This window comes from Nitrospira sp. CR1.1 (assembly GCA_014055465.1).
Classification (GTDB): domain Bacteria; phylum Nitrospirota; class Nitrospiria; order Nitrospirales; family Nitrospiraceae; genus Nitrospira_A.
In genome coordinates, this window is sequence record WIAF01000017.1 from 1 (window position 1) to 20,620 (window position 20,620).

22 protein-coding genes are annotated in these 20,620 nt (G+C 51.9%); 15 read left to right on the top strand and 7 right to left on the bottom strand.

Features of this window, described 5'->3' with window-relative positions:
* From GDA65_19425 to GDA65_19435, 3 genes are all read left to right on the top strand, one after another.
* Window positions 1-448: transposase (locus tag GDA65_19425; GenBank protein MBA5864857.1), on the top strand; the 448-nt coding region annotated here is incomplete at its 5' end.
* A 313-nt stretch (window positions 449-761) separates the two neighbouring features.
* Complete coding sequence (locus GDA65_19430; GenBank protein ID MBA5864858.1) at window positions 762-1,235, top strand: N-6 DNA methylase; 474 nt, start codon at window positions 762-764, stop codon at window positions 1,233-1,235.
* Window positions 1,236-1,237: 2 nt separating this feature from the next.
* Window positions 1,238-2,617, top strand: coding sequence for a hypothetical protein (locus GDA65_19435; protein MBA5864859.1), 1,380 nt, complete (start codon window positions 1,238-1,240; stop codon window positions 2,615-2,617).
* 290 nt (window positions 2,618-2,907) lie between these two features.
* Here GDA65_19435 and GDA65_19440 read toward each other — a convergent pair whose 3' ends face one another.
* A complete protein-coding gene (locus tag GDA65_19440; protein MBA5864860.1) occupies window positions 2,908-3,090 on the bottom strand; it encodes a helix-turn-helix domain-containing protein in 183 nt (60 codons plus the stop codon).
* The gene (locus GDA65_19445; GenBank protein ID MBA5864861.1) at window positions 3,021-3,296 is read right to left on the bottom strand and encodes a hypothetical protein; all 276 of its coding nucleotides are present in this window, start codon (window positions 3,294-3,296) and stop codon (window positions 3,021-3,023) included. The genes GDA65_19440 and GDA65_19445 overlap by 70 nt, the downstream gene beginning before the upstream one ends.
* A 742-nt stretch (window positions 3,297-4,038) precedes the next feature.
* On the opposite strand from GDA65_19445, the gene GDA65_19450 reads away from it, so the two are divergent.
* Window positions 4,039-4,500: a hypothetical protein gene (locus GDA65_19450; protein MBA5864862.1), complete on the top strand. Its 462-nt coding sequence runs from the start codon at window positions 4,039-4,041 to the stop codon at window positions 4,498-4,500.
* Between the two features lie 123 nt (window positions 4,501-4,623).
* On the opposite strand, the gene GDA65_19455 is transcribed toward GDA65_19450, so the two are convergent.
* The 3 genes from GDA65_19455 to GDA65_19465 form a co-directional block, all read right to left on the bottom strand.
* Window positions 4,624-5,154 (bottom strand): hypothetical protein, encoded by a 531-nt coding sequence (locus tag GDA65_19455; protein MBA5864863.1) that lies wholly within the window; start codon window positions 5,152-5,154, stop codon window positions 4,624-4,626.
* 342 nt (window positions 5,155-5,496) lie between these two features.
* Complete coding sequence (locus GDA65_19460; GenBank protein ID MBA5864864.1) at window positions 5,497-6,504, bottom strand: AAA family ATPase; 1,008 nt, start codon at window positions 6,502-6,504, stop codon at window positions 5,497-5,499.
* A gap of 152 nt (window positions 6,505-6,656) precedes the next feature.
* On the bottom strand, window positions 6,657-6,875 hold the full coding sequence (locus tag GDA65_19465; protein ID MBA5864865.1) for a helix-turn-helix domain-containing protein: 219 nt from the start codon (window positions 6,873-6,875) through the stop codon (window positions 6,657-6,659).
* A gap of 199 nt (window positions 6,876-7,074) precedes the next feature.
* Here GDA65_19465 and GDA65_19470 point away from each other — a divergent pair, with 199 nt between their 5' ends.
* From GDA65_19470 to GDA65_19520, 11 genes are all read left to right on the top strand, one after another.
* The gene (locus GDA65_19470) at window positions 7,075-7,872 is read left to right on the top strand and encodes a hypothetical protein (protein MBA5864866.1); all 798 of its coding nucleotides are present in this window, start codon (window positions 7,075-7,077) and stop codon (window positions 7,870-7,872) included.
* Entirely contained in the window at window positions 7,853-9,052 is a 1,200-nt protein-coding gene (locus GDA65_19475) for a tyrosine-type recombinase/integrase (protein MBA5864867.1), read from the top strand. Before GDA65_19470 ends, GDA65_19475 begins: the two co-directional genes overlap by 20 nt.
* Before the next feature lie 837 nt (window positions 9,053-9,889).
* Entirely contained in the window at window positions 9,890-10,606 is a 717-nt protein-coding gene (locus tag GDA65_19480; protein MBA5864868.1) for a hypothetical protein, read from the top strand.
* 6 nt (window positions 10,607-10,612) lie between these two features.
* Complete coding sequence (locus tag GDA65_19485; protein MBA5864869.1) at window positions 10,613-12,436, top strand: hypothetical protein; 1,824 nt, start codon at window positions 10,613-10,615, stop codon at window positions 12,434-12,436.
* Window positions 12,433-13,227: a hypothetical protein gene (locus GDA65_19490; GenBank protein MBA5864870.1), complete on the top strand. Its 795-nt coding sequence runs from the start codon at window positions 12,433-12,435 to the stop codon at window positions 13,225-13,227. The genes GDA65_19485 and GDA65_19490 overlap by 4 nt, the downstream gene beginning before the upstream one ends.
* Complete coding sequence (locus GDA65_19495) at window positions 13,224-15,500, top strand: tyrosine-type recombinase/integrase (protein MBA5864871.1); 2,277 nt, start codon at window positions 13,224-13,226, stop codon at window positions 15,498-15,500. Before GDA65_19490 ends, GDA65_19495 begins: the two co-directional genes overlap by 4 nt.
* Before the next feature lie 234 nt (window positions 15,501-15,734).
* Window positions 15,735-15,944: a helix-turn-helix domain-containing protein gene (locus tag GDA65_19500; GenBank protein MBA5864872.1), complete on the top strand. Its 210-nt coding sequence runs from the start codon at window positions 15,735-15,737 to the stop codon at window positions 15,942-15,944.
* Entirely contained in the window at window positions 15,941-17,038 is a 1,098-nt protein-coding gene (locus GDA65_19505) for a tyrosine-type recombinase/integrase (GenBank protein ID MBA5864873.1), read from the top strand. The genes GDA65_19500 and GDA65_19505 overlap by 4 nt, the downstream gene beginning before the upstream one ends.
* Before the next feature lie 157 nt (window positions 17,039-17,195).
* The gene (locus GDA65_19510; GenBank protein MBA5864874.1) at window positions 17,196-17,612 is read left to right on the top strand and encodes a hypothetical protein; all 417 of its coding nucleotides are present in this window, start codon (window positions 17,196-17,198) and stop codon (window positions 17,610-17,612) included.
* Window positions 17,613-17,697: 85 nt separating this feature from the next.
* The gene (locus GDA65_19515; GenBank protein MBA5864875.1) at window positions 17,698-18,090 is read left to right on the top strand and encodes a hypothetical protein; all 393 of its coding nucleotides are present in this window, start codon (window positions 17,698-17,700) and stop codon (window positions 18,088-18,090) included.
* 185 nt (window positions 18,091-18,275) lie between these two features.
* Window positions 18,276-19,307 (top strand): hypothetical protein, encoded by a 1,032-nt coding sequence (locus GDA65_19520; protein ID MBA5864876.1) that lies wholly within the window; start codon window positions 18,276-18,278, stop codon window positions 19,305-19,307.
* Between the two features lie 48 nt (window positions 19,308-19,355).
* Here the strand turns inward: GDA65_19520 and GDA65_19525 are convergent, their stop codons facing one another.
* Window positions 19,356-20,276: an ImmA/IrrE family metallo-endopeptidase gene (locus GDA65_19525; protein MBA5864877.1), complete on the bottom strand. Its 921-nt coding sequence runs from the start codon at window positions 20,274-20,276 to the stop codon at window positions 19,356-19,358.
* Window positions 20,258-20,578 carry a helix-turn-helix domain-containing protein gene (locus GDA65_19530; protein MBA5864878.1) on the bottom strand — a complete coding sequence of 107 codons (321 nt, stop codon included), beginning with the start codon at window positions 20,576-20,578 and terminating at the stop codon, window positions 20,258-20,260. Before GDA65_19530 ends, GDA65_19525 begins: the two co-directional genes overlap by 19 nt.
* Between the last annotated feature and the right edge of the window lie 42 nt (window positions 20,579-20,620).

Below are 20,620 nucleotides of genomic sequence, written 5' to 3' on the forward strand. Positions count from 1 at the left end.
GAAGATGACTCCTGTCGAGGACTCCAACGTGGGGCTCATAGGTCTCCCTCCTGCTAGAGTGAATGGATCCCTGCATTCTAGAGGAGAGATAAACTGCGTATGGTCTCGCTTCCGCTTATACTATGGCAGCGAATTTGCCAGTCGCGTCATGGATGCCTGGGCCTATCGCCACGACATTCACCTCGACTTTATTCGACCAGGCAAGCCGGTCGAGAATGGGTTCATCGAGAGTTTTAATGGGCGGCTTCGCGATGAATGTCTGAATGTGGAAGTCTTCTTCACGCTTGACGGTGCGCGGGAGACGTTGGCGCGGTGGCAGGCAGACTACAATCTCTGCCGCCCACACAGTGCACTGGAAGATCAGGCACCGGCAGCCTTTGCGGCGGAGTGGGCCATGACCGACAATACCGCCGGCGAGTCCCCTGAATTATTGGAGACCGTCACGTGAGCTATGCTAGGTTCGCATCGCCGCATAGGCGGCTTAAACCGATCACGCCCAGGCCAAATCCTCAGGTCTCGATCGGTCTACATTTGCGGGGCGGGTCAAACACCGCCAGGCTCCACCTAAGAAAGAAAACATTCTGTCTAACCAACCGGGGCCACCTCTGGCTCAACTTGCCGCCTTCGATCTTTACGAGCTTGCTGTCACTGGTGCCTTAGTCGAAGAAGAGGAATCCGAGGAAGAGGAAGCAAAGGGGGGCAGCGAGGAATCTGAACCTGAGAAACCGCAGAAATCTAAGAAATTGAGGAAAGTAGGCGGAATGAAACGCGACATACTGTTTGTTGAGAGATGTCTAGATCTCCTTAAGCCTGGTGGCCGCATGGCAATTGTACTTCCTCAGGGCAATTTAAATAATCTAGGAACTCGTGCGCTTCGTGCCTATATGGCTGGACGCGCGCGTTTGCTCGGAGTCATTGGTTTACATGTAAATTCCTTTAAACCGTTCACAGGCACTAAGACAAGTGTCGTTTTCCTTCAAAAGTGGGGAGATGATGGGGGTGAACTTCTTCAAAACTATCCTGTGTTTATGGCGACGAGTCAGCGGAGTGGGAAAAACAACAGTGGAGAATACGAATTTAAAACGGACGACAAGGGCATCCAGATAGATGAGGACGGCGTTCCCGTTACTGAGAGCGGGCGCCCCGCGGCCATCGATCATGATCTCGACGACATCGCTAATGCCTTTGTAAAGTGGGGACAAAAAGAAGGGCTCCATTTCTTGGCTGAAAATTAGCTATGGCTATTGTTGCAACAGTTGAGATCAATCAATTGCTGGACTATCGCTTTGATGCAGAGTGTTACCGGCCAGAGCTGCAAGAAGCTGAACGGCGTGTAGCGGCGCTGAAGCCCCGTACACTCGAAAGCGTAGCTACCATTTCCGATGGGAACCACGTTTCCATCGCTGGTTATTTCCGCAGTTCGGGTGTGCGCTATCTTAAAGGCGCAGAGGTTGCGGATGCGTTCGTGGATGATGCAGAACCCACGTATATACCTCCTAGCGTCTATTCTGATATTAAGCGAGCACAGGTCTTTCCTGGTGATGTGCTGCTATCAGTTATTGGATCTGTTGGACCAGTTGCGCTCGTCACTGAGAAGTATGATCGGTTGAGTTGTAGCTGCAAGCTGGCAATTCTCCGCCCATACGGGATAAGTGCCGCACTGCTGGTGGCCTATCTGCTTTCACCCACTGGACAGGCCCTGTTATTGCGCCGCAATCGTGGTTCGGTTCAACAGGGGGTTGTACTTCCCGATATCCGGAGCTTTCCAGTCCCGCGCTTCAGTAACGGCCTACGTATTAAAGTAGAGGAGTTAATGTCCGAGGCAGCGAAAGAGAAACGGCGTGCCGATGTGCTCTATCCAGAGGCTGAAGCAGAGTTGCTCGAACGACTGGGTTGGAAAGAATTGCAGCAACAGCCTCACGAACTGTCGTATGTAACTGACTTTAAGGAAGTGTTGAATGCAGTTCGTGCAGATGCCGAGTTTTTCGAGCCGCGGCATAAGCGGCTTTCTCATCAATTGCAAAAAGCCGGCGCATTAAGAATCAGCCAATTCTGTGAGAAGCCATCCCGAGGTGTACAGCCGCTTCTCGTCGAAAACGGGGAAATTGCTGTGGTAGACAGCAAGGCCGTGCGGCCATTGGGCGTCCAGCCTGCGCCGTCAGAGAGAACAACGCGTGCTTTCTACGCAGAACCGACGAATGCGAAGGGGCGCGTCCGGAGTGGGGATGTATTATTGAACTCCACCGGTCGCGGTACCCTAGGGCGCGCGGCCCCTTATCAATCTACCTTACCTGCTCTATGCGACAACCACCTAACGATTTTGCGTTCCGATCCTGATTTATGCCATTACAAATACCTCGCACTCTTTCTTAATTCTCCTGCTGGGCTGGCGCAGAGTCTCCAATTTCAGACTGGTTCTTCTGGTCAGCTTGAGATTTATCCAGAGCATATTCAGCAGTTCCAAGTCTTCCTCCCGCGTCAAGGTAACGGCAGGGTAGACCTCGCATGGCAGCAACGCCTCGCCGCTATGGTTACAGACGCCCGAGAATTGAAGAACTCCGCACGCACTAAGCTGGATGAAGCCAAACGCTTGGTTGAAAGAGCCATAATGGCTTAGACCTATTGGTGGAAGGTCAACTTACTTGGTTTTGGTTCTGGCGACCGAGAGCCCAGCCCAGCAATACTTACATGCAACAAAGAAGAATAAGGGGGTATGTGTGGCCGTAAAACCGGCATATAACAGAGCTGCTTTAGCCAGGTTTCCCGCCACTTTATATCACTGGACGAATATCGCTAAGTTGCTGTAATGGATGAAGATAGCGAAACCACGCACTAGCGTAAGACGTCTCAAAAGTGGCTCAAATCAAATCCCGGCTTTTGGCACTAGCCATCGGCATATCTCGCAAGTCATAGCTGTTTCTCCACCTCTCCTATGAGCCTGCCCGCAGATACCCTCAACGCTTCCGATAGCTTCAGGATCACTCTGAAAGTAGGGGACTTTAGTCCCCGTTCAAGTTGACTTATATAGGTCCGATGAACCTCCACTCTGAACGCCAGCTCCTCATGAGAAATGCCCAAACGCCTGCGCATGCGCGCAATTGCATATTCCGACGAAGTCGGCCACCGATTCCGAGAAGGCTCGAAAAAGTGGCCGACTTCGTCTCGGGATCAGTGGCCGCGTTCCGTCGGAACGGGTGGCCGACTTGCGTCGGAATCAGTGGCCGGCTTGGGTCGGAATACGCACGCAATCTCGTTACCCCCCAAATTATCTCAGGGGTCTGCCCGCTGGCCACCATGCCAACGATCCTACCCAGATAAATACTATCGACTACAGACTATAGTATTCACCTGCCTTACATTGCCTTCTTTTAAGGAATGAACCAAACCGAAAGGATATCTTCAGCACTCACCTTGACTCTTTTTTCTGCAACCTTGGAAGAATCGGAAGACGAATCCATGTAAATAGGCAGATCGAACGGCCTAGCCCGTCGACACAACCTTAATGAGCACGGCGACAAACACTCTTTCATTTAAAGAGATCGGAGATTGCCCAAGGCCTTGGAAGGCGAGACACCTGTGGCGAGAAAGAAGAATGGCTGAAAATGAAGATGGTCCGCCGATTGTCGATGTCGCGGACAGTATCGTCAATGAACAAGACCGGGACAGAATGCTACAAACCGTTCAGCGCAATGCACTGCTTCATGATGATCTAAAGAAGGAAGTTAAGAAACACTGGCCATTCCAGTGGCCATTTCGAGAGAAAGTCTAAGCATGTGGATTCGTCACATCGTTGAAGATTTATACTACCTGCGCAAATATTGATCGATAGTCCATGGCGGTTAATGGGAATCTTGTTCGGGTACTATTTCTGAAGCGTCATCTGTTTCTGTATTCATACTATTCCAACCTTCAATGATAGCCACAAAAGTTGGTCCTTATGCCGCTTGGATGTGGAAGTAGCCAGAAATAGGGTTACAGCTAGTCAAAACCGAACGTTGATCACCTCCCCCAGTGGTTGCAACAAAGGAGTCTTCTTAAATGCCCGATAACAAATGGCCCCATGCAACAGAATGGAAGAATCTTTCCATAGGATTGTACTCGCTTGCGATTCTTGTTTGGCTGGGTGCTGTGTTGATGGGGAAGGTTGTGGAATCCTTTGGAGAAATAACGTTGGGGATAACCAAAATCCTATGGGAAGGGCTATTCGGCATAAGGGAAGGAGGCGAGCTGGCCATGCTGTGGTTGCTAACGGTAGCAGTCACTCTCTATAGCCTCACTCGAACTGCCAGTTTCTTATATGAGTATTGGATGGATCGTCGGGTGGTCTATAACATCCTCAAGTGCCGAGATTTTGCGCTTGAAGGCTATGTGAAGGCAGTTCATCGGGAGACACGACATATGAATCTACGCCTTGCTTTCGCTGAAGTTCGAGAGCGTGCAGAAAATGTACTTGTAATACTTAAAGAGATAGAAGCCGCACAACAATCGAAACATTCATAAGCTTGACACTACCAAACTCATTTTAAGTTCAGACGTCCTGTTATCCCGGCTTCCTGCTCATGACCGACGAAACTCCTAATTAAGCACGTAAACCAAATATTAGCTTCAAACTGGGGTCGCATCCTAACTGGACCCAGCAGGATTTAAACGATGCCATGCAATCGGCCTCATGGGATCATTCCCCTTCACTGTAAATGTCTCAACAAGCCCTACTTGCCTGAGGAGTGCTATGGCTGATCTGACTCGCTGTGAATCGAGCTGATGACTTAGCCAACGAAGCAGTCGACTATGGGGAATCATTCCATTACATTTCAAAAGAACACGCATAACAAGTAAAGCATCCCACCAGCCACGAGCATCCTCTGACATCGCGAATCTATTCTTTACAGTTCGAACCGACGCTCCTTTCCGCAGCGGCTCCATAAGGTAGATAAGCGGCGGACAATTTCGATATATCTGAAAAACAATCGGATCTATCGCCATTTTTTCGCACACGACCTTCAAGAGGGCCTTTGACTCCTCTCGTTCAGTCCACCAATCCTCAAGGACCGAAAACAGCTCAGCAACCATTCTCTTGTCTGCCCAGTCGATTTCTTCGATAACTTCCAACAACTCTCCCTCTTGTTCCTTATCTGCCATGGCTTGAATTCCCATCTGTCTTTTTCTAAATAACGGACCTCAGCATCCAAGCAATGCAACCAGCTGAGACAGCCCCTAAGCCTTTCGAAGACACTGTCTGTACTGCGTCAGAAACAGGGTACTGCTAGCGGCAATGATGAGGGCCGATACTCAGCCGAGAGCTTCTGCTTGATCGAGCATTCCAGCCTTGCGAGATTTTTACTCCGCCTGACAGGACAGCTTTCCTAGACATGCTATTCACTCTTCACTATTCACCTGCCTGCTGCATCAGGAGTGAATGAGTGAATACGGTGAATGGGTGGATGAGTGAACGGGATGAACGGTGAACAGAAGGAATGGTGAATATATATATTAAGATTACATGGCGGATGCATGTGCAGCTGCATAAGTCCCATCTTCCTTGCTCACTACATGTCCATCTCTAAGAAGAGCTCTGACGAGATGCTTGACGCTATCATGCGACAACTCACAAGATGCCGCGATCTCCTTTGGACTCATTGCCCTTCCTGCCTTTTCCAAGAAGCCTACAATTGCCTTACGCTCAGGGCTCAGCATCGATTTCGAGTCAACTTTCACTGTCTTCCATTCACAAGTTTCTTCGTCGAATGAGAGATTTATTTCTTGTTCGTCAAGGTCTCTCCCAGTGACTATCAACGCGGCATCTCGTGCACCTCGCCTCCGTGTCAGTATTGCGATGGAATCCGCTGCGCCAGTGAGTCCTGTTGAACCCAGAACCGTGTCTACAGCGTCTGATGCTTTAGCCTTGCGAGTGTGATGAATGGCCACCACCGCCAGGTGATGCTTTTGCCCAAGAGCCTGTAACATTGCTCCCAGCATTCCATCTTCTTCATATGCGTCAGCGTTTTTTACGTGTGGCGGGCGCAGACGAGCGAGCGTATCCGTGATGATCAACCGACAACGACTATGCATTTTCACCCAATCCTCCAGTAGTTCCAACCCGCCGTCCTTTAAGCGAGGCCATTCCGTTACTAGGTGCAGACTGTCCGGGGCAGGTGCGCCACCTAGAATTTTCTTCAATCGATCCTGGAGCCGTCGCCGGTTATCCTCCAAGGCTAGATAGAGCACCTCACCCGCCTCAACCTCGATCTCTCCAAACACTCTCCGCCCATTAGTAATCGCGAGCGCAATGGACAGCGCCATCCAACTCTTGCCCAACTTCGGCTTTCCTACGAGCAGGTTAAATCCCTCAGGAATCAAGTTGGGCACAGCCCATCTCGGCTCAGGCAATTCAATACTGACAAGTGCAGACGCGGAGATAATTTTCGCGTGAGTATCCCTCCCTGCTCCTAGCGTCTCACTCACGAGGCTCATCCCGGCAGACCAGCATGTGATCAGCGGTCTCATAGGCTGCTTTGGCAAGCTCCCAATCTTCTAGATGCGGCGCAAGTGCCTGTAGGGCAAACAAGGCAAATAAGTCCCGCAATGTGAGTTCAGCAAGTGTAGGCATAATCTTCTTCCTCATTTTGTTTGTGATTCAAACTATAGGCTTTCTTTGCTCAGGAGCCCGCATCCATCTGTTCAACCTGATCAATTGCCCGAGCAAATCCTTTGGCAAGAATTCGATTTATCGACTCCTCGGGAATCCTCACCGCGCGTGCACCTGGCCTGACTGTATCAATGCGTTTTTCGAGAATCATTCGACGAATAGTAGAGGCCCGAAGGCATAATTTTTCAGCCGCCTGCTGCACGGTCAGTAACCTTCCAATGTGACGCATACGCTTCCTCCCAAGTGGTTATTTGCTCATGTATGGCGTTCTATGCTACAAAGCCACTACGCATACAAGAAGATAGGATAGGCTAGTTTTTAAAAGCAATAAATCGTGATCTCTCGTTAGGGGAAAAATCACCGCAATCAGAATAGTCGCGGCTTTTCCCTCATACGAGCACTGAAATCCCCTACTCATGGAGCAAAAGATGGATCCAACGACAAATGAATCTGACCATGTGCCTTTGGAAGCGCATTCCGAATGGTCCGCCCATGCGAGACATTATGAAGAGTTAGAGAAGGCTCAATCTCGGATCGGCAGGACGCCGCTTAAGACAATGCAATGGGCCATGGGGCTCCAAGCGATTACAGAGGAACGGCTCGCAAGTCTGTCGAAAGGAGACTTTGAAAATCTCTCCTATGAGCTCGCTCTATTTTCAATCCTGGGGACGCGAAGACTACAACGAATCAAGGCTGGTAAGACCATTCTTATGGACGGCACATGGGGAGGAGCCAACTGGGGAGATAAGAAATCATTTGGCGAGTCTATTCCAAACTCACGAGAAGTCAGAAATTTGTTGGTAGAACTGACCCGATTGATTGAAAACGTACTCACCTATAAAAAAGCGGACATTACACTTGATCAAACAAAGATCGTCATATGGGTGGGAAAAGATTGTGGTGGACTCATCACCCTTTACGGACGCATTCAAGATCGATTTAAGTTTCATATCGCCCAGCTTCTAGCCGACTTCGGTTCAAGGCTCAAACGATGCGCCGCCGATGACTGTTCAAAAAGTTTTGTCTCTGTGAGAGAGAAGCAGCTTTACTGCTCAAAAAAATGTGAAAGCCGGATCACGACCCGTCGGTTAAGACACGCTCAGGCTGGCATAGAAAAACAAATCCCCGCGCCACAACCCAAACTCAATAATAAGCACCATCGGACATCTTTGCCTGATAACGTCGCAAATAAAAAAGGAGCGTCACATGGCCAGACTAGGCGGTAAGGACAGAGGCATTGTCCAACGCAAAGACAGAAAAGGTTGGTGGGTGCGACTCTATGCGAATGGCCGCCAACAGTGGTTCAAATGCGATACGAAGTCACAAGCCAAGGCTTTGTATGGCCGACTCAAAGCCGAACATCGGGAAGGGAAGTACTTTAACAAGGCAAAACCGGTTCCCTTTCGAGAAATTGCCGAAGAATATCTCCATGTCACAGATTCCCGTCGCCGTCGAAAAGGCGATGATCGATCACGCATGAAACGCTGGCTCAGTGCGTTTGGGGAACAAGATGCCGCAACCATTACTGCCCGACAAATCGAGAAAGTTTTGACAGATCTACAAGCTGAGGGAAGGAAGCCGGCAACCCTCTTGCGACATTTGACGGTACTGAAAGCGACATTTAATCGAGCGAGGCGACTAGGCGTCTTGCGAGAGAATCCAGCCGCCTTCATCAAGACTGCGAAGCCCAACAATGTCCTCATTCGATATTTGACGGAGGTACAAGAATCTCAGCTATTCGAAATGCTCCCCGTTGCTTACCATGATGTCGTCATCGTCGCCATGCATACAGGTTTGCGACAGGGCGAACTGCTAAGACTGACGTGGGCAGATATTGACTGGAATGTGGGAGTGATCACGGTCCAGGAATCCAAGGCGGACGAGCGGCAACGGATTCCGATGAACTCGACGGTGGTTGGAGTGCTCTCCAAGTTGAAGGGAGAAGGGGTGCCTGCCCCACTCGATCCCGTCTTTGGCCATGATGCCCGATACCTGCGACGGGCCTTCGAAAGGGCCGTGAAACGGGCTGGCTTGAGTCCCTTTCGCTTTCACGACCTGCGGCATACCTTTGCCTCACGGCTTGCCATGCAGGGAGCCAATGACCGCACGCTTATGGCATTGGGACGGTGGAAGTCCTCGGCGATGCTGACCCGCTATGCGCACCTGTCTCCAGCCCACCTCTGGGAAGCCGTCGAAGGGCTAACCAAAGAGGGAACCGTGACCAAAACCGTAACCGAGCCAAACGTGGAATGTGAAGAAGCCGCGAAGTTATTGAATGATATGGTGAGTCGGCTGGGATTCGAACCCAGGACCCTCGCCTTAAAAGGGCAATTCTCAAATGAGAATTATTCTTATACTTACAAGAGCTTATGGAAAAATTCCCACATGAGAATAACAGCGAAATAGAGAACGACATTTCAATAGGTTACAAGCCAAATCAATTTCTGAACAGTTGATTGAAAGATAAATAAATATACTTAACATCATTACTCAAACTAGTTTTCTCACATGGGAAAGGCCGTTAGCCTCCCGTTTCTCACTTGAGAATTTCATTTCCAGGCAAATCGCCAGACCAATTTTCCTAGATCTCGGAAAGAAACCTGCCTTAACCATGATCTCAACTTGACACCCTCGCACCATGTCGAAGCCAAGGCCTCCAGCCTCTCAATAAGAATCGAAACACCGCCCCTTTGGCAGCAGCTCGCGTTGGTAGCATGAGGAAGCTTGGGAGTAATTCCACGAGTGACACCAGAAGGGAGATGTCCTATCGGGCAAAGGCATTCCACTGCGGCTCTTGATGTGATCCCTCGCGAAGCGATCCGTCACAACGGCGGGAATTTCCACCAGGAAGCCAGTCTACGACGCATTAACACGGACAGAATCGCGGGACCCAGAACAGAAGCATCAAAGGGAGGCTCCTGGAAAGCAACCCATACCACAAAATAAATAATTTATTCGTTATCAGACATATAAATATTAACTTACTGTTTCAAATTATATTATTAAGTTGACATAAGTTCTCATATGCCCATATACTTTCCCCTGAGATTAGGCTTTTTGCTTTTCCAACAAAGGAGAGACAGCAACCGCACACCACCCCATCACTTCCGTCAATACCCATACCCTTGGCTTCTTCCGCCTTTCCACAGGGCGGTCAATTGTCGTTGATCGCCCTGTGCCTAGGTGGCGTCAATCACGCTACCCGCATCGACTGGAATGTCCCAGACGAATTCGGAGTACGCTATGGAAGCCTCTTTACAGGGTTCACGGGCTAATCGCCTGTCAGGTTCTGAACATCCCTCATCGACCGTACGATGCGGCAAGGATACAGGTGCGTCCGCATCGCACACGGACCAATCTGTTCAAGCCGACAAAACCACAAAGCAAGTCGATAAAGAAAATCCGCTCAACCTCGAGCCCCATCCTATCCTCGCTGAAATCATTGAGAATACCGCAGAGCCAAACGCCATCGACGCGTTCTCCAAAGACACATTAGAGGCACTAATGGCCTCCCTTCCCATGGTCGAAGTCGTCAGCATGAAGGGGCGGTACTGCGTAATTCGCGGATGGGAATTTGTCAGATTGGCTCGTCGACATAAGGTTACATCCTTTTTGATACAGATCCTCACCTTTTCCACGACAGAGAGACTGCGTGATTACATCTACCTGACTTGCCTCCTCGCCACACAACTCGTTCCCGTACGAGAGCTGAGCGCCTTCCGAGCCAGCCTGAACAAGATGCAGATCAAGTCAAAGTCCAAGCTGCTTACAGGCTCGCCTGCGCAGCAACTCATGAATGGCTTGCCAATTTCGACAGGTTATCGACTGAAGGGCCCGACTCCTGGAACAACGCGTGGGAGAAAGAAAAAGCCAAAACCTGCTGACGCTGACATGATGGACGGATCGTGTGTTTGCTGGGGTGCGTGCTCGCCAAGCCGTAGCAGTAAATCAGAGGACTAAACTCTCATGAACTCTCAGACAGAACACATCCTCACCCAGCTCTATAACACTTTTATTGCGATGGACTACTGGCCCCATGTGCCATTTCGGCTTCGCCCCATATGCCTAAGCATGCAACGATTGATCGGCATCGATACGCGCACTCTTTGCTTGTCTAAGGAGGACAGGGAGGCGGCGGCGGAGCTTGACCATGCCTTGGTTGGTGTGTTTGTGGCGTTCTTTTTGCCTCCCGCCTCCGCCTCCGCAATCGCGACGGTGTTGACCGAACTCGAGTGCTGCCTAAGACACTTCATTCTTCTCAACCCCGCACTTGCGAGCGCCGAACAACATATCCTCCAAAGCTTTAATCGGATCCGAAATCATATTGAGCTTTTATCAGAACAAGAGTCTCCTGACCTCCAACGCCTAGGAGATTCCTGCCTTTACGGAGACTATCCTGTGTACAGACTCCATGCCGACTATCGCACTCAAGCCGCCTACCCGCCTCTTGCGTTGACCCTCACTCTGCGGTTGCAGTGGCTTTTCCTAGTGATGGAAGACGAATACCGCTATATTGAGAAAACAAGACAACGCAATGTTGATGGACTCCTCAAAGCTGCACTCGCCCGACGCGGCCGAATGGCCCGGCAATTGGTTCTGGGCTGCGCGAATACCCTCCTCCCAACTACCTCCCCCATTACGACACCTACCGCAGCTCATTTCAAGACGAATACAATTCCGCCTGCGCTTGAGAAGATCATTCATTTCCTTTTCCATGCCACATATTCTGGGAAAGGCCATCGTCCCCAAGCGACTAATTCCTTCAATGCGTCGTCGGCCGCTACTGCGAATACGGTCTCAACGACCTATGGGCTGCCACCTTCCACAATAGTGGCACAATCGCTGACCACCCATACGGTGCCCCCTCCTGCTGGCATCGATGCGACTGCGATCCCGCAAAGTGAACTTGAAGAGACCAACGTACAATCTCCTCCAGCTCATCCGGACCTCCCAAAAGAGCCATCTCTCCGGCCCTTCCTGAATTACCAGGTACAAATCAAGCACGCACAAATGGCAATGCCGTCGGTTCATGATATTCGCATTATCCAAATGCCAGAATATCAGGCTCTTTTCAGCCGATTGCCGCTTGTGACGCCCTTGCACAAGGTCGACCGAAAAAATCTCATTATGTCCACTGTGACGCTCGCAGTTATGCTTTATGGATTGGAACCGACGACACTACTGCAGGCCACCATCACCGAGTTAGCGCCTGAGCCACCTGGCTTTGAGGAAACAAATGATACCATCCACCTTGACTATTCTCGCTCACGCCATACATTGGCCTACCTCTTCCCTCGCAACTGGCTTGGGTACACTGGATCAGATGAGCATCCTTTCTTACAATCCTGCATCCCAACGACTCGATATGTGTATTTGCCATTGTTCGCACCGTTCGCAGACTTATTTCAGGAATGTTATTGGAGGAATGCCCCCCGCATTTTCCGCGAATGCCAACAGCGAGGGCGAGCGTTGCTATTCGACCACCACGACCTCCCATCCGATCCCAAGGAGTGCGAGAAGCAGATTGATGCGTGGCTTGGCAACTTAGAGCCTCCTCATCGTCCAAGTCGATGGACACTTGCCAATCTGGCTGAATCATGGTCTGTGCAGGCAATCCAGCGGTTCAACATGGATCCCATCATTGCCCTCTGGATTTCCGGCCACAGGCAATGGGCCGTCCGATCCCCTTCCCAATACACCGCCTTTCCGGCTGCTCGGTTGGTGCGCGAATTGAAAGCGCTTCACATGAAATGGTGGGAACTTCTCGATGCCCCTAGGGTGAAGTCATGATGCAGTGGCGAGCAGCGCTCAAAACAGAACCTTCCGCATCAGCGGTGCCACGAGGAAGCTGGCACGGGTCTCGTTGCGTGCCAACCACAACGGCTGTGCGAGCGTTTGTTCGGGCGCTTGAGGCCGAGTTGCACCGCCCTTCTCGCCGCAAGACCCTGCTGGAGCATCTGACGTACCACAATCTGTATACGCTCTACGTTGTTGTCATTATTGAGTTCACTACAGTTGTCCGCCCTCGTCTGATCTCGCCGGTGACTACACAGACTGTGGATATCAACGCCGGAATCGCGCTGATTGCAGATAAAGATTCGCAGTATACCGAGGAGCGTCTCGCCGTCCTCCCCCCTAAAGCGCTCCTTGCATTACGTGACCTTCAGGACGTTGCAAACCCCGCAATCCTGGAACGCTTGCTCGCAAGTAGCCGAGTTGATATCGATGGATGGCGGCAATTGAATAACCCGTTGTTCTATTTTATCGATCCCGAGACCAAGGCCATTCGTGCGTTCGGCTGCAATCGTATTGTAGAGGTACTTGCGGGCTATCCGGCCCTGCAAGCCCAATGGCCTTTCCCCCCGAATGTTCATCGGCATTTCGTCCGCACGTGGCTGTTTAACAGTGCACGGCTCCCTTTTGAGGTGATCAATTATGTGATGGGCCATAAACACTTTTGTCACGAACCATTTCACGTCCATAGCTCCGCTCAGATCCATGACCTCCATGCCGTCCTTGCTGACGAACTCGATCGAGTCTTATCAATTATCGGGGTTACCCCTGTGAGGTTTGGTCAATGACAACCTCCGAATCAAAGCCGCGCCATCGAAATCTTGCCGCTCCTCTCCATAAGCACGACCTCTGGGCAGACCTTCCCCAGTTTGTCGGATTCGTGATGCACAGGAGTCTTTCCACCGATCTCCGTCCAGGTCATTGTGTCGATCATTGTAAGGCCGAAACAGACCTGGCTGGGACGCTCCTCCTTTTATTGGTCCTAGCTGGCGCATTTCCCCGCGTCACCGTCCATACGGAATTGACCGAGCTCACCACATCTAACTTTCCCATCTGCCGAACATGGTTCGCAATCGATGCGTACAAGCCTCGTCGGCGACCGTCGGGCACACGAAAACCATCCAAACGACAGCAGAAACTCCGCTTTCCTTTGCCCCCGCTCTGCCTTGCGCTTTTGTACCGATTAGTCCGCTTCTATGCTCTGCACGGCGCCGCGGACCCGGACCGGTTTCCCGGCCAATCAGGCCCACATGTCCTTGACCTTACTGCGAATGACGAGCCTCTCTTTTCTTCGCGTATCCGCACCAAGAAGCGTTTTTTTATCAAATGGCTCAAGAGCGCCTACCGTGATTTTCAGACGAGTCCGCAGGTGGATACGGGACACCCGCTAGGCACCGCACATAAGCCCCCCACAACACTCTCGTTCGAACAATTCATGAACGCCTGTCAAATCCGGCGACTGCAAGATTTATCTCCCTGGATAGTTGCGGCCTTGAGCCAGCAATGGAAGTCCTGCCCCAGCGAACCACTCGATGTAATCCGCCTCCTGTTAAACCAAAACGTACAACGGAATAGTCATAGGACACGAGATCGGTCTCTCGAACAGAACGATCAACATGCACGCGAACAGAGCCCCCCAATTCCCATCGTGAAGTGTTATGTCGAGTTTCCGCCACCATTGGCGGAAGCCTATTCCCAGGTAACAGAAGCCTTGGCAAGCATGCATGCGGATATGACACGGGACGAACGACACGCTGTCCTGAGCCACGTTCAGCACACAAGGAGAACCTTTGGAGCCGTAGTTGGATTGACACCGAACGGTCTTCTGAAGAATGCGGGCTATCTACTCCAGTGGTTGGAATGGGCGCTGTCCGGGCGGTCATTGTCCCCAGAAACGATCCTGAAGCACTACAAGAAGCTCCAAGTCTTCATCTTCCATAGCCTGGATGATGTGAGCCTCACAGACATCGACGAACCGGATGAACTCATCGATATCATCTGCGACTGCATGGATTGTTACGATAACCCGGGAAGCCAAGCTGAAGTGCGAAAGAGCTTTCAGTCCTTTCTCAACTGGATGGCAAATGAGGGCCTGATCGAACAAATCAAATGGAACAATATCGCGCTCCATGTCTATCGCGATGCCAAGGATAGGGCCATCGTCAGCTTCGAGGACATCGACAAATTACTGCGAGACATTGACCAATCAGTCGAAGGCCGTCGTTTTTCTTCGGAACAAGCGGCGCGCTATAGGATTTTTATTATCCTGTGCTTTTTTCTGGGGCTGCGAAGCCGGGAGGCCGTTCGGCTCATGCTGACGGATTTCGACGTAACGCATCATGGAATATTACTGTGGATTCTTCGGTCCAAAACTCGTCATGGAATCCGATGCCTACCCGCGGATCTCTTAATCCCAGAACCCTACCTGACCGAACTCGTCACCTTCTATCACCGAGTCAAAGAACAGGCCGGACTATCGCAAGCAACACCTCTTCTGCCAGACGATGATGGCAATTTATGTCGTAGCTCGTACTATGGCAAGCGCATCGGGAAGCGGATGAAGAAGGTCTTAGACTATGGCTCACCGCATGATCTTCGCCATGGTTTTGCAACCTGGTTTCTGGTCCGAAGCGATTTCCTCCTGCACGGCAAACCCTGCCAACTCAGCAGTTCGGAATTCGATCATCCAGTCTTCCAACAGCCAGCGATGACTCAATTCAGTCACCTTCTGTTCAGTCGCCCACTTTCGGCAGTATCTCGAGGAGAGCAAGCCCTAGCTCGGCCCATCGCGCTCCTGTCCAGACTCTTGGGTCACAGCTGCCCAGAAATCACACTCAGCATTTACGCCCATTCCCTTGATTGGATCTATTACTTTGCACTGCTGAGGCAGGAAGATAACCCTACACTTCTTGGAACGCCTGTTCGTCTGGGACCTCAGCAAGCCGCCAATCTCCTTGTACAATCCCCTGAAAACCAATCCCAGAATGAATTCTCGCGCACGCCAACCTTGCGGACAATCCTCATGCTCCAGCAATCACAACTTGGGCTCTCATCTGATTAGGTCCCAGCACTAAACAACTTACTCCGCCATTCTTAAGCCTCCGTTCCGTCCAAAGATCGAACGATCTCCCCCACCAGACAAAAGATCTTGGAACTTCAACAAGCCAACTGGGGAGGCCTAACGGCTTCGGGTTAATACCTATCTCACAGATTGAGCCATCCAGGATCCGCCTCCTGAACTGCTTGCCCAAGGGCTGTACCGCCCGATGACGCAAGCCCAATCCAGGAGGTCGATATGTCCACCAACATCTATCTCACGCCCAAAGAACTCGCCCTGCGACTCAAGGTCCACCCCCAGACCCTGCGCAATTGGCGAAAATCTGGACGCTTGACTCCGACTTTCGCTGCAGGACGCGTCGTCCGGTACGAATGGGCTGACGTCATCCGAACACTGAACTGGCAGCCGAAACAACTGCATCCAGCGTTCGAGGAGGTGCAGGCATGAAACCACCTGTCACCGTCCGTGCACGCCGGACAAAACATGGCGTCGTATATGACTGTTACTTTCGGCACAACAAGGAGCGCGTCCGATTTACGCTGAAGGATGTCGGCACTTTCCAAGAAGCTGAACGGAAAGCAGCGCAGTTGCGTGACGGAGTCGTAGCGGGAACTCTGTCTTTTAAAGGAAAGGCGGAACGCAAATACCAAGCCGGCTCCTTCGGAGCATTCCGCAAGATGTATCAGAAGGAGGTGGAAGTGGAACAGCTGATGGATGTGAACCGAGCCCTGGGCATCGTCGATCGCTTCTTAATCCCACGCTGGGGCCATCTTCCCTTCACTGCCCTGGAGCGTAAACATGGACTAGATCTCGTCCTGGATTTGCGAAAAGAGGGATACCAAGAACAAGGCATCCGTCGAATCGTGAATGTCGCTCGGCGCTACGTGACACTGGCGATGCGCCATCGCGTATTGCCACCGAACACGTCCAACCCCCTTGCCGATTTGCCACTCGGCCAATACATCGCCCGAGACCGTACCGCCAGCCGTGAAGAGGTGCAGCTGCTGCTGTCGACTGGCTCATTCCGTATGCAGACGGCCATCACATTGGCGTTCAATGTTCCCCTCAGACAGGAACTGATTTTGGAAATGTCTCGCGAGCACGTGTATCGACGAGCGGACGGCCTTTGGTATCGCCCACCGAAAGCACCAACGGTCATCAAAGGGCGGCCCCTGGAGTTGCCCCTCAATGCGACGGCTGCCGCCATCTTCGAGGCCTTGCCCCCGAAGTCGCCTCTAGTCCTTGGCGAATGGAAATCGGATAAGTTCCGCAAATCCTGGCGGCGTGTCTGCAAGAAGGCCGAGCCATCTATCGAAGACCTACATTTCCACGACCTTCGACGGAATGCTGGAGCGGCTCTGCAGGAAGCTCGTGTCCACCCGGGTGTGACGTCCCTGATCCTCGGCCACAAGTCTCAAGCAGTATCCGATATCTATAAAACGTTCGACTCCTACCGTCCGGATCTACGGCATGCCGTTGAGGTGCTGGATGCCGCATGGCGACGCCTTTCTGATCCAACGCGACACGCTGAAGAAGAGTGAACGCCAAACAGTCTTCTTATCTCACATGAGATGTTCTGACTGAGCCATCCGGTGTGAACACACAGAGGCACAGTCGTTTCAACGGGCCATCCGCTGCCCATATGGAGCTGAGGCCGAACATGTCGGCCTCACCGGCCCACACAAACGGAGGTTCATAATGACTCGTTTTGCACCGTTTACCGTATTGCGTCAGCAGATACACGAGGCGAAGGAAAAGGGAACTCTGACTCCCTCAACGGAAGCCTTACGCAAACAGTTTGAGTCCCTTGTGATGAATGACGTGAGCCCGATGCTCAAACATTTGGCGAGCATCCTGTGCCAAGAAGGTGTCCCTGCCTCCGTCCATATGAACCTGGAACACCGTCCAGCTTATGCCGAACTCCGTCTTGACGAAGCCAGCGTTCAATTCTTCATTGTCGACATGTTGGACAGTGCACACATCAGAGTGGACCGACACCTTAGCGGTGAACCTGACCCTTCCCACACGACCTTGATACCGATCAGCGGGCAGATACGGGAACGCCTCTCTTTTCGTTTAGAGGAGTTGCTCATTCAGACACTCGTGGCTCATTAGCATCGCCCGCCAGCCACGTGATGTGGGCTCTCAATACCGAGTCATCAGAGCAACGAGTTGAACTGTTTTCCCAGGAGAACAACATATGGATACGTACTCTTCGGATGCCGCACACAACCAGGCACCGTGTGACATTAATCGAGTCGAATTGACCGGCGTCGTCATGATGCCACTGGACTTATGCGCGGACCCTTATGGCGCATTGATTGTCACAAGCTTGCTCTGCAGTCGCTCCCACCCACAAATGGCTCTCTGGGGAACCTTTGGGCAGCAGATGTATCTCTTCAATGTGATCGCCTTGGGATCGGCGGGGGAACAGCTCGCCACGATTCAGCGAGGAAGTGTGATCTTGATCCATGGCTCATTGGACTACGCCTACAACCCCTCAGCCAAGTCGAGTGAGAGCCAATGGACCCAAGCGGTCCGTGCAGAGACCATCACGGTTCTGCAGATACCAAGCCCCGAGGTGACAGAATGACGGCGAACCTAATGAATGGAACAAACCTGCGTAGGCGTTCTACTGAACTGACCTGGAGAGGTCTTGTCGCGTTGACGACCGTCGCCTATTTAGTGCTGGAAGGTTGCATCCCGATCACTGAAGCGGTGAAGGAAGGGCCAGTCGTGAAAGCAGTGAGAGCCGTTCACACTCAGGGAAACATTGAGATGAACGTACTTCCACACCCCGACAACCAAGGATGGACAGCCAGGCTGTCGCGACCTATCCTGCGCGAAGTGGAAGAGCATCGTGACGTAACAGTCCTCCGCCGATACTACTATTGGCAACCGCTAGCCTTGCCGGCTGGACTGTTTGCCTGCCCGACCTCCGCTTGGGCCTGGGCCTGGCATATCGTCACACCTATGGCTGCCCCGGAAATCCGTCGGAATCTTGCACATTACACCGTAGAAGCCTGCCTGCTCGCGCTCATGATCGCGAAGTCGGATCTCAAAAGAACAGTCGACGACCAAGTGGTGTCCACACGATTCGAGCCAGACTCCTTCCCTGTCCGAGAAGGCCATCTCACATTACGCTGGAACGGCCCCAAACAGGTCGAATTGTCATACCCAATCGATACGGATGGTCGGGCCGTCATACGCCTCAGCCATTTGGCCACTGCCATCCAGAATGCGGGCTATGGGTTGTATAACATTCCCACAGCTCAGGTCAGTCTCGAGGCGTGGCATGATAACCGACTGCAGTCGAAACAGCTGCTACAGATAGCCCCAACAGCCCTTCAGCTAGCTGCTCGCCATCAAGAGCCGGCCATCGCGAGAACAGAACGTTGGCCACACCCGTTGGTGATGAAGGTCCGCATCCAGGGCAACACCTCCAAAGTGCTTGGCATAGAAGCGCACCTAAGCCGAATAGCGCTGAGACACCACATCCCGCTTGTCACACCGGAAGAGGTTCGCCCCCTTCTCCGCTTGGAACTCGAGCACATCATGAGCGGGATCACAGAAGATCAAACCGCTGTTTCTCCTGGCCACTGGCTCGCTCCAACCATATTACTTACAGTGCAAGCCGTGGATAAAACAGCAGGGTCCATACTCTCCCTCCAGTGCCACAATATTCACACGGGGGAGTTGCTGGCTCATATTTCGATACCTTCCAGCCCAGATGGGTTGGGGCAAGCCAAAGATCTGGCACTCTCCATATTTGACGACGCCCTCGGCGCCATCACCGTTTCTCGCAATTGAAGCTTGGCGGATGATCTCGCTAGATCCTATAGCCAACAGTTAGGCGTATCACACGCCATGAATGCGACTAATCTTATCCACTAGTGTTTCGCCATTCTCGTCCTCGTCATTGTCGTCACAGATTTGGTATTCGCCGATCGGTGGTAGCTGGATTAAGGAGAGCGTAAAATCGTAGTTCTCCGAAACGATGCTCATCTCGTGGCAGGGTTCAGCAAACCAGATGCCCGCAGGATGATTTATACCCAGACGTGCGTCCGCGCAAGCCTTGGGGCAGGCGGCTACCGAACTGTCAGGGACGGGAAGAACGCGGCCCGAGGTCTTGATGTAGACACCTGACTTGTACGCAGTCTTACTTGAGCGTGCCCAAAGTATGAATCCATCGCGAGATACAACCAATACCGCCCGTTTTTCGGTGTAAAGCAGCCAGCGGAGCGTTGCGGCTATCAGCGAAACTTCATAACGCTCCGCGCAGTGACTCAGCATGTCAAATGTCACCACCGTCCGCGCGTTGATCTGCCGGCGGTAATCGTCCAAAGGCATCAACAGATGTGCGGCAAACGTGTTGGCTTCGGACTCGATTTGTTTATATTCGGAATCCCATCTCACGACATCTTGCTGACTACAACGCATTCCATTGGGAAATGCGAGACGGTGAATCAGGTAATGGCCGAACTCATGCGCAAGAGTGAAGTTGATTCTGCCCTTGGAGGTGATGCCGTTGTTGTAAAGAATGCCCCAGCCCATTTTGCCGGGCGGTGCAGGTAAAAGAGCGCCATCGAAACCGGGCAACTCGTGCCCCTGTACTAACGAGAGAGGATCATCAGGAAACCAATGCCTGGAAAGACCCAGCGCGACTTCGGTGACCGAAACCGGAAAATGATTGGGACCGTGAACGGCGCTAAGGATGGCAGATATGTCTGTGGCCCAGCGCGTTGGTAATCGCGCCTCGATCACTCTTTTTTGCCCCATATCTTTACAAGCTCGCGCAGCTTCTCCTTTGTCGATTCGTCCAGATCCTGATATTCGCGAAAGAACGCTTGATCCAAAACATCCTCGTTTGGAGCAACAGTTTTGGCGCTGACAAGATAGTCAGAGGTGACGCCCAAAACGCTAGCGATTTTGGCGACCTTTTCAGCCGATGGGCGAGGTGGCTCCTTGTTCTCCAACTCCCATATGTAGCTCTTGCTGGATTCGGTTAACTCCGCCAACTTTTCTAGGGTGTACCCGTTCTGTTTACGCAAAGCTCTAATTTTATTGCCAAGTGACGTCATCCTGCGTCGCCTCCACAAGTTCTGACCAATGATACAACAGGT

What these genes read in the sequence shown, in the direction of transcription:
- GDA65_19480 (MBA5864868.1), top strand. Translation starts at nt 9,890, where the DNA reads ATGGAAGCCTCTTTACAGGGTTCACGGGCTAATCGCCTGTCAGGTTCT.
- GDA65_19510 (MBA5864874.1), top strand. Translation starts at nt 17,196, where the DNA reads ATGACTCGTTTTGCACCGTTTACCGTATTGCGTCAGCAGATACACGAG.
- GDA65_19490 (MBA5864870.1), top strand. Translation starts at nt 12,433, where the DNA reads ATGATGCAGTGGCGAGCAGCGCTCAAAACAGAACCTTCCGCATCAGCG.
- GDA65_19485 (MBA5864869.1), top strand. Translation starts at nt 10,613, where the DNA reads ATGAACTCTCAGACAGAACACATCCTCACCCAGCTCTATAACACTTTT.
- GDA65_19455 (MBA5864863.1), bottom strand. Translation starts at nt 5,154, where the DNA reads ATGGGAATTCAAGCCATGGCAGATAAGGAACAAGAGGGAGAGTTGTTG.
- GDA65_19465 (MBA5864865.1), bottom strand. Translation starts at nt 6,875, where the DNA reads ATGCGTCACATTGGAAGGTTACTGACCGTGCAGCAGGCGGCTGAAAAA.
- GDA65_19475 (MBA5864867.1), top strand. Translation starts at nt 7,853, where the DNA reads ATGGCCAGACTAGGCGGTAAGGACAGAGGCATTGTCCAACGCAAAGAC.
- GDA65_19450 (MBA5864862.1), top strand. Translation starts at nt 4,039, where the DNA reads ATGCCCGATAACAAATGGCCCCATGCAACAGAATGGAAGAATCTTTCC.
- GDA65_19470 (MBA5864866.1), top strand. Translation starts at nt 7,075, where the DNA reads ATGGATCCAACGACAAATGAATCTGACCATGTGCCTTTGGAAGCGCAT.
- GDA65_19445 (MBA5864861.1), bottom strand. Translation starts at nt 3,296, where the DNA reads ATGGTGGCCAGCGGGCAGACCCCTGAGATAATTTGGGGGGTAACGAGA.
- GDA65_19495 (MBA5864871.1), top strand. Translation starts at nt 13,224, where the DNA reads ATGACAACCTCCGAATCAAAGCCGCGCCATCGAAATCTTGCCGCTCCT.
- GDA65_19530 (MBA5864878.1), bottom strand. Translation starts at nt 20,578, where the DNA reads ATGACGTCACTTGGCAATAAAATTAGAGCTTTGCGTAAACAGAACGGG.
- GDA65_19525 (MBA5864877.1), bottom strand. Translation starts at nt 20,276, where the DNA reads ATGGGGCAAAAAAGAGTGATCGAGGCGCGATTACCAACGCGCTGGGCC.
- GDA65_19460 (MBA5864864.1), bottom strand. Translation starts at nt 6,504, where the DNA reads ATGAGACCGCTGATCACATGCTGGTCTGCCGGGATGAGCCTCGTGAGT.
- GDA65_19430 (MBA5864858.1), top strand. Translation starts at nt 762, where the DNA reads ATGAAACGCGACATACTGTTTGTTGAGAGATGTCTAGATCTCCTTAAG.
- GDA65_19440 (MBA5864860.1), bottom strand. Translation starts at nt 3,090, where the DNA reads ATGCGCAGGCGTTTGGGCATTTCTCATGAGGAGCTGGCGTTCAGAGTG.
- GDA65_19520 (MBA5864876.1), top strand. Translation starts at nt 18,276, where the DNA reads ATGAACGTACTTCCACACCCCGACAACCAAGGATGGACAGCCAGGCTG.
- GDA65_19435 (MBA5864859.1), top strand. Translation starts at nt 1,238, where the DNA reads ATGGCTATTGTTGCAACAGTTGAGATCAATCAATTGCTGGACTATCGC.
- GDA65_19500 (MBA5864872.1), top strand. Translation starts at nt 15,735, where the DNA reads ATGTCCACCAACATCTATCTCACGCCCAAAGAACTCGCCCTGCGACTC.
- GDA65_19505 (MBA5864873.1), top strand. Translation starts at nt 15,941, where the DNA reads ATGAAACCACCTGTCACCGTCCGTGCACGCCGGACAAAACATGGCGTC.
- GDA65_19515 (MBA5864875.1), top strand. Translation starts at nt 17,698, where the DNA reads ATGGATACGTACTCTTCGGATGCCGCACACAACCAGGCACCGTGTGAC.